11 protein-coding genes are annotated in these 12,271 nt (G+C 74.6%); 10 read left to right on the top strand and 1 reads right to left on the bottom strand.

The window, feature by feature from the left end; genetic code table 11:
• Positions 1 to 22: 22 nt before the first annotated feature.
• Entirely contained in the window at positions 23 to 988 is a 966-nt protein-coding gene (locus IPO09_22260; GenBank protein MBK9519994.1) for an NAD-dependent epimerase/dehydratase family protein, read from the bottom strand.
• 333 nt (positions 989 to 1,321) lie between these two features.
• Here IPO09_22260 and IPO09_22255 point away from each other — a divergent pair, with 333 nt between their 5' ends.
• The 10 genes from IPO09_22255 (at position 1,322) to ccoS (ending at position 12,047) form a co-directional block, all read left to right on the top strand.
• A complete protein-coding gene (locus IPO09_22255; GenBank protein ID MBK9519993.1) occupies positions 1,322 to 3,325 on the top strand; it encodes a molybdopterin oxidoreductase family protein in 2,004 nt (667 codons plus the stop codon).
• A gap of 311 nt (positions 3,326 to 3,636) precedes the next feature.
• A complete protein-coding gene (locus IPO09_22250; protein MBK9519992.1) occupies positions 3,637 to 5,043 on the top strand; it encodes a cbb3-type cytochrome c oxidase subunit I in 1,407 nt (468 codons plus the stop codon).
• Positions 5,044 to 5,058: 15 nt separating this feature from the next.
• Complete coding sequence (locus tag IPO09_22245) at positions 5,059 to 6,027, top strand: cbb3-type cytochrome c oxidase subunit II (protein MBK9519991.1); 969 nt, start codon at positions 5,059 to 5,061, stop codon at positions 6,025 to 6,027.
• 35 nt (positions 6,028 to 6,062) lie between these two features.
• On the top strand, positions 6,063 to 6,311 hold the full coding sequence (locus tag IPO09_22240; protein ID MBK9519990.1) for a hypothetical protein: 249 nt from the start codon (positions 6,063 to 6,065) through the stop codon (positions 6,309 to 6,311).
• A gap of 11 nt (positions 6,312 to 6,322) precedes the next feature.
• Positions 6,323 to 6,463: a cbb3-type cytochrome c oxidase subunit 3 gene (locus IPO09_22235; protein ID MBK9519989.1), complete on the top strand. Its 141-nt coding sequence runs from the start codon at positions 6,323 to 6,325 to the stop codon at positions 6,461 to 6,463.
• A complete protein-coding gene (locus tag IPO09_22230) occupies positions 6,450 to 7,679 on the top strand; it encodes a 4Fe-4S binding protein (GenBank protein MBK9519988.1) in 1,230 nt (409 codons plus the stop codon). Before IPO09_22235 ends, IPO09_22230 begins: the two co-directional genes overlap by 14 nt.
• Positions 7,679 to 8,500, top strand: coding sequence for a FixH family protein (locus IPO09_22225; GenBank protein MBK9519987.1), 822 nt, complete (start codon positions 7,679 to 7,681; stop codon positions 8,498 to 8,500). Before IPO09_22230 ends, IPO09_22225 begins: the two co-directional genes overlap by 1 nt.
• Before the next feature lie 49 nt (positions 8,501 to 8,549).
• A complete protein-coding gene (locus tag IPO09_22220) occupies positions 8,550 to 9,224 on the top strand; it encodes a sulfite exporter TauE/SafE family protein (GenBank protein MBK9519986.1) in 675 nt (224 codons plus the stop codon).
• Positions 9,214 to 11,859 (top strand): heavy metal translocating P-type ATPase, encoded by a 2,646-nt coding sequence (locus IPO09_22215; GenBank protein ID MBK9519985.1) that lies wholly within the window; start codon positions 9,214 to 9,216, stop codon positions 11,857 to 11,859. The genes IPO09_22220 and IPO09_22215 overlap by 11 nt, the downstream gene beginning before the upstream one ends.
• A complete protein-coding gene (gene ccoS / locus IPO09_22210; protein MBK9519984.1) occupies positions 11,856 to 12,047 on the top strand; it encodes a cbb3-type cytochrome oxidase assembly protein CcoS in 192 nt (63 codons plus the stop codon). The genes IPO09_22215 and ccoS overlap by 4 nt, the downstream gene beginning before the upstream one ends.
• The last annotated feature ends 224 nt before the right edge of the window (positions 12,048 to 12,271 follow it).

Raw genomic sequence — 12,271 nt, 5'->3', positions numbered from 1 at the left:
CCGATCCTGGCGGCGGGGGCGGTCACAGCCAGCCCGCCGCCTGGTACCAGGCGGCGGCGCGGCCCACCGAGTCGGCCAGCGGCGTGGGGGCGGTGAACCCGAGCAGGGTCCGCGCCTTGGCCGGATCGCAGACCCAGCCCGGCGCCAGGAGCTGGCGGGCCAGCTTGCGGTTGAGCGGCAGCTTGCGGCCGGTGGCGCGGGTGACCAGATCGGCGGCGGCCGCCGCCGCGGTGAGCAGGGGGCCGGGCACCCGCACCCGGCGCGGCGACACGCCGAGCGCGGCGGCCGCCGCCAGGAAGAGCCCCTCCACGGTGGTCAGCTCCTCGGAGGCCAGGAAGAAGGCCTGGCCCACCGCCGCCGGGTGCTCCGCCAGCGCCAGCAGGCCGCGCGCGCAGTCGTCCACGTCGATCCAGGAGAGCGGCGGATCGACGCCGAAGCGCAGGGCCAGCCCCTTCGAGGCCAGCCGGAAGAAGAGCAGGTTCTCGCGGTCGCCGGGCCCCATGATGCGCGGCGGCCGCGCCACCGCCACCGGCAGCTGGTCGCGGTACTGCCAGGCCACCCGCTCGGCCTCGGCCTTCGACTCGCCGTAGGCCTCCGACGGCTGGAGCGGCTGGTCCTCGCGGCAGCCCAGCGCCGACGGCGGTGAGGCGGCGCGCGACCCGGCCAGCACGAAGCGGCGCAGCCGGGGCGCCCGCCCGGCGCAGGCCTCGAGCAGCAGCCGCGTGGCGCCCACGTTGACGCGGAAGAACTCGTCCTGCCCGGCGGCGCGCCGCACCCCGGCCAGGTGGAAGACCACCTCCACGCCGTCCACGGCGCGCGCCAGCGCGGCCGGGTCGGTGGCGTCGCCCAGCAGCACCTCGACGCCCGGCAGGGCCAGGGCCGGCTCGGCGCGCCGCACCAGCGCCCGCACCCGGGCGCGCCGGCTCGAGAGGGCGCGCACCAGCGCCTGCCCGAGGAAGCCGCCGGCGCCGGTGACGAGAGCGTGCATGCGGCGCGAGCCAACCACGCGGGCGAGGAGGGGGTCAACGTGGGGGTCGAGGTCGGGGTCGGGGTCGGGGTCGGGGTCGGGGTCGGGGTCGGGGTCGGGGTCGGGGTCGGGGTCGGGGTCGGGGTCGCGGTCGCGGTCGCGGTCGCGGTCGCGGTCGCGGTCGCGGTCGCGGTCGCGGTCGCGGTCGAGTTGGTCTGCTCACCCTCTCCCCCACTCCGTGGGGGAGAGGGCCGGGGTGAGGGGGCCGCCCGGGTCGAGATCGGGTTCGAGCTCGGGAACATCGCCCCTCACCTGTGGAACGCGGGACGCCTGCGGCGCTACAGTCGCGCCCCCATGCGCACCACCCACGCCTCCACCTGCCCGTACGACTGCCCGGACTCCTGCGGCCTCCTCGCCGAGGTGGAGGACGGGCGGGTGGTCGCGGTGCGCGGCAACCCGGACCATGCCTACTCGCGCGGCTCGCTCTGCCCCAAGATGGTCCACTACGAGCGGACGGTGAACCACCCGGACCGGCTCCTCTTCCCGCAGGTGCGCACCGGCCCCAAGGGCGCCGGCCAGTTCCGCCGGGTGAGCTGGGACGAGGCGCTCTCCCTGGTGGCCGAGCGGCTGCGCCAGGTGACCGCCGAGCACGGGGCCCAGGCCATCCTGCCGTACAGCTACGCCGGCACCATGGGCGTGGTGCAGAAGAACGCCGGCCACGCCTTCTTCCACGCGCTGGGCGCCTCGCGCCTGGCGCGCACCATCTGCTCCCCGGCCAAGGACGCCGGCTTCCAGGCCATCCTGGGCTCGACGCCCGGGCCGGACCCGGAGGCGGCCGCCGAGGCCAGCCTGATCGTGCTGTGGGGCACCAACACGGTGGCCACCAACCTGCACTTCCTGGCGGTGGTGAAGGAGGCCCGGCGGCGCGGCGCCGAGATCTGGCTGGTGGACACCCACCACACCGCCACCTCGGCGGTGGCCGACCGGACCATCCTGGTGCGGCCGGGCTCGGACGGCGCGCTGGCCCTGGGGCTCATCCACCTGCTGGCGCGCGAGGGGCTGGCGGCCGAGGCCTTCCTGGCGTCCGAGGCGGTGGGCTGGCCGGAGCTGAAGCGGTCGGTGCTGCCGGCCCACGGTCCGGCCCGCACCGCGGCGCTGACCGGCCTGCCCGAGGCCACCCTGCTCGAGCTGGCGCGCGCCCTCGGCGCGGCGCGCGCCCCCTTCCTCCGCATGGGCGAGGGGCTGACCCGCTACGGCAACGGGGCCATGTCGATCCGCTCCATCGTCTGCCTGGCGGCGGTGGCCGGGTGCTGGTCCAAGCCGGGCGGCGGCTGCCTGGGGGACGCCGCCTCCGGCCAGGCGCTCGACGCCCGCCTCCTGCAGCGCCCGGACCTGCAGCCCGGGCCGACCCGCCTCGTCAACATGAACCAGCTGGGGCAGGCCCTCAACGAGCTCGCCGACCCGCCGGTGCAGGCGCTGGTGGTCTACGCCACCAACCCGGCGGCGGTGGCTCCCGACCAGAACGCCGTGCTGCGCGGCCTGGCCCGCCCGGACCTCTTCACCGTGGTGCACGAGCGCTTCCTGACGGACACGGCCCGCTTCGCCGACGTGCTGCTGCCGGCCACCACCTCGCTGGAGCACGCCGACCTCTACCGCGCCTACGGCCACTACGTGCTGCAGCGGGCCCGCCCGGCGGTGGAGCCGCCCGGCGAGGCGCTGCCGAACTGGGAGCTCTTCCGGCGCCTGGCCGCCGCCATGGGGCTGTCCGGCGCGCCCTGGTGCTGGAGCGCCGACGAGGTGGTGGACCAGCTCCTGGCGGTCCCCTCACCGTGGCGCGAGGGGCTCGACCGGGCCGCCCTCGACGCCGGCCAGCCGGTGAAGCTGACCCGCCCGGCCGGGCCTCGCTGGCGCACCCCCTCCGGCAAGGTGGAGATCCTCAACCCGCGCCACCCCGAGCCGCTGCCGCGCTGGCTGCCCACCCACACCGAGTCGGGTGGCCTGCCGCTCCGGCTGCAGACGGCGCCGGCCCTGTACTCGCTCAACTCCACCTTCATGGACCGGGACGACCTGGCCGACCGGCGCGGCCCGCTGCGGGTGCGCCTCTCGCCGGCCGACGCGGCGGCGCGCGGCCTGGCCGACGGCCAGCGGGCGGTGGCCTGGAACGAGCTCGGCGAGGTGCCGCTGCGGGTGGAGATCTCGGACGCCATCCCGGCGGGCCTGGCGGTGGTGGAGGGCGTGCACTGGTGCCGCGACACCGAGGGCGGGCGCAACGTCAACGCGCTCACCTCGCAGCGGCTCACCGACGAGGCGGGCGGCTCGACCTTCTACGACAACCGCATCGACGTGCGGCGCGCCTGACCCGCGGCGCGGGGGCCCCGCGCCGGAGTCCCGGGCCTGCCCCCGGCGGCGGCCAGGCTGGCGTGTCCCGCGATCTCGGGTCACCCCGGCCGGCCGGGACCTGCCTGACGGATCAAGTGAACCGCGCAAGCGGCCGACCTTGCTTGACCCCCGCCGACGCAATCTTTTCGCCCAGAATTGCGCCGCGCCAGGTGCGGCATTGTGTCATGCAGCAAATGGTTCCCTCAACGAAATCAATACCTTCTCAAAACCACCTTCATGTATGGTTGCGCGCGATCATTTTCCCGCGTTGCCAGGGAGGGCAGCGGTCCATGAATGACTATCGGTACGACAACCAGACGGTCCAGGGGTTCATCCTCTCGGCCATCTTCTGGGGCGTCGTGGGGATCCTCGTCGGGCTCCTCATCTCGGTCCAGCTCTGGATGCCCAGCGCCAACTTCGCCCCGTTCTTCACCTACGGCCGGCTCCGCGTCGTCCACACCAACGGCCTGGCCTTCGGCCTGGGCGTGGGCGTGGTCTTCGGGCTGCTCTACTACGTGGTGATGCGGCTCTCGGGCCGCCCGCTGGTGTTCCCCAAGCTGGCCAGGGCGCAGCTCTGGATCTTCAACGTGGCCATCGCGCTGGCGGCGCTGTCGCTCTTCGCCGGCATGACCCAGTCGAACGAGTACGCCGAGCTGGAGTGGCCGCTCGACATCGGCGTGGTCATCCTGTGGGTGATGTTCGCCGTCAACGTCTTCGCGACCATCCTCAAGCGCAAGGACGCGCAGATGTACGTGTCGCTCTGGTACACCATCGCGACCGTCATCGCCATCGCGGTGCTGTACATCGTCAACAACCTCTCCATCCCGGCTGGCCTCTTCAAGAGCTACCACCTCTTCTCCGGCGTGAACTCCGCCAACGTGCAGTGGTGGTACGGCCACAACGCGGTGGGCTTCCTCTTCACCACCCCGTTCCTGGCCATGTTCTTCTACTTCATGCCCAAGGCGCTGGGGCTGCCGCTCTTCAGCCACCGGCTCTCCATCCTGGCCTTCTGGTCGCTGGTCTTCGGCTACCTGTGGACCGGCGCGCACCACCTGGTCTACTCGCCGGTGCCGGACTGGATCCAGACGCTGGCCATCGTCTTCACCCTGTTCCTCATCGCGCCGTCGTGGGGCTCGGTCATCAACGGCTACTACACGGTGGGGGCGGACTGGTCGAAGATGCGGACCAACTACCTCACCAAGTTCTTCATCCTGGCCATCACCTTCTACGGGCTGCAGACGGTGCAGGGCCCGACCCAGGCCATCCGGGTGGTGTCGCAGCTCATCCACGCCACCGACTGGCTCCCCGGCCACGTGCACATGGGGACCATGGGCTGGGTGACGCTGACCGCCTGCGCCTCCATCTACTACGTCATCCCCAAGATCCACGGGACCACCATCTACTCGGAGAAGGTGGCCAACGTGCACTTCTGGCTGGTGCTGGTGGGGCAGCTGCTCTTCTCGGTGACCATGTGGATCACCGGCATCCAGCAGGGCGCCATGTGGAAGGCCACCAACGCCGACGGCACGCTCAAGTACACCTTCGTCGAGTCGCTGGTGAAGAACTACCCGTACTGGCACACCCGCACGCTGGCCGGGCTGATCTTCACCGTCGGCATGCTCTTCTTCATCTACAACGTGCTCATGACCATCCGGAAGGGGAGGGCGCTGCAGGCCTCCCCCTCGGTGGCGGCGTAGCGAGGGGCGACCACCATGGCCGGCGCGATCTACAAGAACCCCATCACCTTTGCGGTCATGGCCACCGTCGCGATCCTGATCGGATCGGTGGTGACCATGGCGTATCCGATGCTCCGGGCCGACATGCACCCGAAGCTCGACTCCCTCAAGCCCATCACGGCGCTGCAGCTGGCCGGGCGTGACGTCTACCAGCGAGAGGGCTGCGTGGGCTGCCACACCCAGATGATCCGCCCCCTGCCCAGCGAGGTGGCGCGCTACGGCGACTTCTCCAAGGCCGGCGAGTTCGCCTACGAGCACCCCTTCCTGTGGGGCTCGAAGCGCACCGGGCCGGACCTCGGCCGCGAGGGCGGGCTGCGGCCCGACAAGTGGCAGCACGACCACTTTGCCAACCCGCAGGCCTTCTTCGCCCGCTCCAACATGCCGTCCTACGGCTGGCTCAAGGGCCGGATGCTGGACGCCGAGGAGGTGACCAGCCACATGGCGGCGCTGGCCTTCATGCACCCCGAGCTCGCGCCGGACGCGGCCGCCATCAAGGCCGAGCTGGCCGGCAAGGACGAGCTGGACGCGCTGGTGGCCTACATGCAGCAGCTCGGCACCGCCGTGTCGCGGCGCAAGGCCGGCACGGTGGACCTGGCCGAGGTGAACCCGCTGGCCGCCGACAAGGCCGCCAAGAAGAAGGGCAAGCACCTGTACGAGGACAACTGCGCCGTATGCCACGGCGAGGAGGGCGAGGGGGTCGAGGGCGTGGCGCCCAGCCTGATGGACGAGCGCTTCCTGGAGGTGGACGGCGACATGCCGGACGCCGCCTACCTGGCCCTCATCCAGAACGGCTCCGACGCCAAGCCCAGCCTGGGCCGGCCCGGCGCCAAGGACGGCGGCATGACCGCCTTCGGCGGCCAGCTCTCCAAGGACGACGTCTGGTCGATCATCGCCTGGCTGCGGGCCCACAAGGCCCACGAGCAGCTCGAGGAGGACGCCAAGTGACCACCGAGACCGAGCTCCCCGACACCGCCGAGGCCATGGAGGCCAAGGAGACCGCCAACGTCCTGCCCACCGGCTGGCTGGTGCTCTTCTTCGGCTTGATCGCCTGGGGCGTCTACTACCTCTACATGTACTCGCCCTGGACCACCGGCTGGACGCAGGCCGGCGAGCTGGAGGCCGTCTCCGCTGAGGTGGGCGGCAACGTCTTCATGACCATCCTCTTCACGGCCCTGCCCACGGCGGCCGCGATCGGGTTGTTCCTGATGCAGCGCCGCAGTAAGTCCTGATCCGGGGAACGATGGCGCCGGACACCTTCTACCTGCTCTTCGGGTCCACCCTGGTGGTGGTCCTGGTCGGCATCTGGATCTTCCTCTACTCCCGCAAGCGGCGCGACCAGGGTGAGCAGGCGAAGTACAAGATGCTCGATGACGACGGGTAGCGGCACCATCCAGCGGTGGCGGCGTGCGGCGGGGGCAGCCCAGGCGATTCTCTTCCTGGCGCTGCCCTTCATCCGCGTGGGCGGCGAGAGCGCGGCCCGCTTCGACGTGCCCACCCTGACGCTGCACGTCTTCGGCGCGGCGCTGGCGATGAACGAGTTCTTCGTCCTGCTGCCCGCCACCATCTTCGTCTCCTTCCTCTTCCTGCTGGTGACCGCCGCCTTCGGGCGGGTCTGGTGCGGCTGGTCCTGCCCGCAGACCGTCCTGGGCGACCTGACCCGCCTGGTGCAGCCTTCCACCGGCAAGCGCCCGCACCCCTGGCGCCGCGCCGCCGGCTTCGCCCTGACCGCCCTGGTCTCGCTGGTCTTCGGGGCCGCCACGGTCTGGTACTTCGTGCCGCCCCTCGAGTTCCTGGGTGACCTGGCGGCCTGGCAGCTCGGGCCGGTGGCCACCGGCGCCTGGCTGGTGCTGGCGGGCGTCCTCTTCCTGGACCTGGCCTTCCTGCGGGCCGGCTTCTGCGCCACCGCCTGCCCCTACGCCAAGCTCCAGGGGGTGCTCTACGACAAGGCCACGCTGGTGGTGGCCTACGACGAGGGGCGCGACGCCGACTGCGTCGACTGCGGCGCCTGCGTGCGCTGCTGCCCCACCGGCATCGACATCCGCGACGGCCTGCAGATGGAGTGCATCGCCTGCGCCGAGTGCATCGACGCCTGCCGGCCCATCATGCTGAAGCTGAAGCGGAGGCCGGACCTGATCGGCTACTTCTTCGGGGAGCCCGGGACGCCGCGCCGCCTGCTGCGGCCCGCCACCCTGGCCCTGGCGGCCGGCACGCTCCTGTCGCTGGCCGCCACCACGGCGGCGGCCCACGGCGCCTCGCGCGACACGCTGGACCTGGTGGTGGTGCCGGCCAGCGGCTTCGCCGCCCGCCTGGCGCCCGACGGCCGGGCCCTCAACGCCTTCGACGTCTCGGTGGAGAACCGGGCCCACGGGGCGGTGACGGTGCGGCTCTCGGTGACGGCGCCCGGGCTCACGGTGTCGGCCCGCCCCGACCAGGTGGCGCTCGGGCCGGGCGAGCACAAGCGCCTCCGGGTGGTGGTGGACGCCCGCGGCGCGCCCGGCCGCGCCACCGGCGCCCTGACCGCGGCGGCGTCGGGGGAGGGGACCCGCCCCGTCACCCGCACCTCGCCGCTCCTGCTGGCCGTCCCGGAGCGCCCCTGATGAAGATCTCGCCGCTCACCGTCCTGCTGGTGGTGGTCACCGCGGTGGGCCTCGGCAGCGTGGCCGCCACCCTCTGGATCGGCGCCGGGCTGCGCGAGGAGGCGGTGGCCGACGCCTCCCTGGAGCACGGCCTGCGCTACGACCGCGACCGGGCCCTGGCCGCGCCGCTCGGGCTGCGCGCCACCTTCGACCGGGAGGGGCTGCGCCCGGGGGGGCAGGTGCTGCGCTTCACCCTGCGCGACAAGGACGGGGCCCCGCTGGAGGGCGCCACCATCCGGGTGGCCATCACCCGGCCGGCCGGCGGCGGGGGCCAGGCCAGCGCCGCCGCCGTGCCCATCGGCGACGGCCGCTACCGCGCCGACCTGGGCTTCGCCGCGCCCGGCTTCTGGGACGTGCGGCTCGACGTCACCGGCCGCGGCCTGGAGGTGGGGCTGGTGCAGCAGGTGCGGGTGGAGGGCGCGGAGGCGCCGGCCTGCCAGCTGGCCGCCGGAGCCTGCCGCGCCACGGCCGGGCCGCTCGAGCTCAGCCTCGACCTGGGCCGCTCGCTCAAGGTGCTGCAGGACCTGCCGGTGGTGGTGGAGGTGCGGCGGGGAGGCGCGCCGGTGGAGGGGGCGACCGTGGAGGTGGCCTTCGCCATGGAGGAGATGAACATGGGCGAGAACCGGGTGGTGCTGGAGCCGGCCGGGCCGGGGCGCTACCGCGGCGCCGCGGTGCTCGTGCGCTGCAGCACCGGCGCCACCGGGTGGACGGCCAGCGTGACCGTGCGGGCCCCGGGCGCGGCCCCGGAGAGCGCCCGCTTCCCCTTCGCGGTGCGGCAGTGACCGGACCGGGCCGGTGGGCGCGGGCGTGAGCGATCCGGCCGCCGCCACGCTGGCGGCCCAGGTGGCGGCCAGCGCGGCCGCCGGCCTGCTCTCCAGCTTCAGCCACTGCCTGGGCATGTGCGGGCCGCTGGTGGCCTCCTTCGGCCTGGCGGCCCGGCCAGGCCAGGGGCCGCTGCGCGCCGCGGCCGGGCAGCTGCCCTACCACCTCGGGCGGATCACCACCTACGGCGTGCTGGGCGCCGTCATGGGGACCACCGGGGCCTTCGTGAACGTGGCCGGGCGGCTGGCCGGGCTGGCCGACGTGGCGGCGGTGGCGGCCGGGCTGCTCATGCTGCTGCTCGGCCTGGGCGCGGCCGGCGTGTCGGCGGCGCTGCGGACCCTGGAGGCGCGCGCCTCGGGGCGCGTGCTGGCGCTGGTGCGACCGCTGCTGGCGGGCGGCCCCTCGCGGCTCTACCCGCTCGGCCTGGCGCTGGGCGTGCTGCCCTGCGGCGTCTCCTGGACGGTCTTCCTGGGCGCCGCCGCGTCCGGCGGCCCGGTGCCCGGCCTGCTCATGGCGCTGGCCTTCGGCCTGGCCACGCTGCCCGGGCTGCTGCTGCTGGGCGCCTTCGGGGCCCTGGTGGGGCAGCGGGCCCGCGGCCTCCTCTACCGGGCCGGCGGCCTGGTGATCGCGCTCATGGGCGCGCTCTTCCTGCTGCGCGGGCTCGGCCTCCATGTTGCGCTGTGACCACTGCCTGGCCTCCTTCCCGGCCAAGGAGGTGGTGCGCCTGGAGGGGGCCGCCGGCGCCGCCCGGCCGGCCGCCGCGCCCGGGGACGGCCCGCCCGGCCTGGCCCGCCCGGCCGACCTGGTCTTCTGCTGCACCGGCTGCCGCGGCGTCTGGCTGCTGGTGAACGAGGAGGGGCTGGGGCGGTTCTACGCCGAGCGGCGCTGGGCGCTGCCCGGCCGGCCGGTGGGGCAGGTGGCGCCGCCGGCCGACCTGTCGGCCTACGCCGTCACCCCCGCCGACGGCGGCGCGGCCGCCGAGGTGGACGTGGCCATCGACGGCATCCACTGCGCCTCCTGCGTCTGGCTCAACGAGCGGCTGCTGCAGCGCACCCCCGGCGTGCTGGCGGCGCGGGTCAACTACGCCACCCACCGGGCCCGCGTGCGCTTCGACCCGCGCCGCATCGACCTGCCGCGGGTCCTCTCGCGCATCCAGTCCGCCGGCTACGAGCCGAAGCCCTGGGTGGAGACGGCCCAGGCGGCGGCGCGCGACGCCGAGGTGAAGGACCTCCTGGTGCGGCTGGGCACCGCCTGGTTCCTGGCCTCCCAGCTCATGATCTACTCGGCGGCGCTCTACGCCGGGTACTTCCAGGGCATGGACCAGGGCACCCGGTCGCTGCTGGAGTGGATCTCCATCGGGCTGGCCGCGCCGGTGCTCTTCTCGGCCGGGGCCCCCTTCTGGCGCTCCACGCTGACGGGGCTGCGCCACGGCCGGTTCAACATGGACTCGCTGGTGGTGCTGGGGTCCGGGGCGGCGCTGGGCTTCTCGGTCTGGCAGGCGCTGCACGGCGGCGAGGTCTGGAGCGACACCGCCGCCATGATCCCCACCCTGGTGCTGACCGGCCGCTACGTGGAGGCCCGCGCCCGCCGCGCCGCCTCCGAGGCGGTGGCGCGGCTGGCGACGCTGCGGCCGCGGGAGGCCCGGCTGGTGCGGCGCGGGCAGGAGCCCTCGACCACGCCCCCGGGCGCCGGGGCCCCGCGCCCCTCCGCGGAGGAGCACGGGGGGAGGGGCGCGCCCCCCGCGGATCGGCTCGTCCCGGTGGACCAGGTCCGGCGCGGAGACCTGGTCCGGGTGGTCCCCGGCGAGCGCATCCCGCTCGACGGCCGGGTGGTCGAGGGGGAGTCGGAGGCCGACGAGGCCCTGGTGACCGGCGAGTCGCGGCCGGTGCCCAAGGGGCCGGGCGCGGCGGTCATCGGCGGCGCCATCAACCTGCACGGCAGCCTGGTGGTGGAGGTGACCCACGTCGGCGAGCAGACGGTGCTGGCCGGCATCATCCGCGCCGTGGAGGAGGCGCAGGCCCAGAAGCCGCGGCTCCAGGCGCTGGCCGACCGGGTGGTCGGGGTCTTCGTGCCGCTGGTGCTGGCGCTGGCGGCGGCCACCGCGGCCTTCTGGCTGTGGCGCGGGGCCGGGGCCGAGCGGGCCCTGCTGCACGCCATCGCGGTGGTGGTCATCGCCTGCCCCTGCGCCCTGGGGCTGGCCACCCCGGTGGCGGTGCTGCTGGCCACCGGGCTGGCGTCGGCGCGCGGCCTGCTGGTGAAGGGCGGGGACGCGCTCGAGGTGGCCGGCGGCGTGCGCGAGGTGCTGCTCGACAAGACCGGCACCGTGACCCGCGGGCGGCCGGCGCTGCGGGCGGTGCTGGTCCTGGCGGGTGGGTCCGACCCGACCACGGCCGTCGCGCCGTTCGCCGGCCGGGCCGCCGGCCTGGTGGCGCTGGCCGCGGCGGTGGAGCGCCGCTCCGAGCACCACGTCGGCCGGGCCATCGTGGAGGCGGCCCGCGCCCTGCCCGCCGCGCCGGAGCCGGAGGTGACGGGCTTCGCGGCCGTGCCCGGGCGCGGCGTGGAGGCCGCGGTGGACGGCCGGCGGGTGCTGATCGGCAACCGCGCCTTCCTCGAGGACCGCGGCGTGCCGGTGCCACCGGAGGCCGACGGGCGGGCCCTGCCCTTCGAGGGGGCCGGCGACACCACCGCCTGGCTGGTGTGGGACGGGGCGGTCGAGGCGGTCTTCGTGGTGGCCGATCCGGTGCGCCCCGAGGCGCCGGCGGCGCTGGCGCGGCTGCGGGGGATGGGGCTCACGGTCTCCATCGTGAGCGGCGACGCGCGCGCCACCACCGGCGCCATCGCGGCGCTGCTCGGCGTGGCGGCGGTGGCCGAGGCCAGCCCGCAGGAGAAGCGGTCGCTGGTGGCGGCGCGCCAGGCGGCGGGCCGGCGGGTGGCCTTCGTCGGGGACGGGCTCAACGACGCCCCGGCGCTGACCCAGGCCGACGTGGGCGTGGCCATGGGGCGCGGCACCGACGTGACCATGGAGAGCGCCGACGCCGTGCTGGTGCGCGACGACCTGTCGCTGCTGCCCGACCTGCTCCTGCTGGGGCGGCGGGCCACCGCCATCATCCGGCAGAACGTCTTCTGGGCCTTCTTCTACAACGTGGTGGCCATCCCGCTGGCGGTGGCCGGCGTGCTCCACCCCATCGTCGGCGCCGCGGCCATGGCGGCCTCGTCGGCGTTCGTGGTGGGCAACTCGCTGCGCCTCCGCTCCACCTTCACCCGGGCCGACGCCGCCCTGGCCCGGCCGGCGGCCGGCGGCTCCGAGGTGCTCCCGTGAACCTCCTCGGCCTGATCATCCTGTCGCTGGCCCTGGGCGCGCTGGCCTGGTGGGGCTTCGTCTGGAGCGTGAAGAGCGGCCAGTACGAGGACCCCGAGGGCCCCAAGTACCGGATGCTCGACGACGACGACGACGAGCGGCCGCCCGCCCCGCCGCCCCCGGACGGGCCGCCGGCCTCCTCCGGGTAGGAGGCCCGAGCGACCGCGACCACGTGCCGCACCGGTCCGTCGCGCCTCCGCGGCCCGGCCGTCTCCACCCCGTCCGGGCCGACCACCCCTCCGATTCCTCGGGCTTCTGGGGTCGTCAGCGAAGCCTTCTCACCCGGCGCGGCTCCAGGCTGCTGCGAGCGGGTCCGCCGACCGTTCACAGGCTGGATGAGTCCAGATTACCAGGGGTTTCAAGCTTGACAGTG

The sequence above is a fragment of the Anaeromyxobacter sp. genome (genome assembly GCA_016718565.1).
Taxonomy (GTDB): domain Bacteria; phylum Myxococcota; class Myxococcia; order Myxococcales; family Anaeromyxobacteraceae; genus JADKCZ01.
Note: the sequence above shows the minus strand (reverse complement) of the source record. Positions and strands in the feature narration are given on the sequence as shown.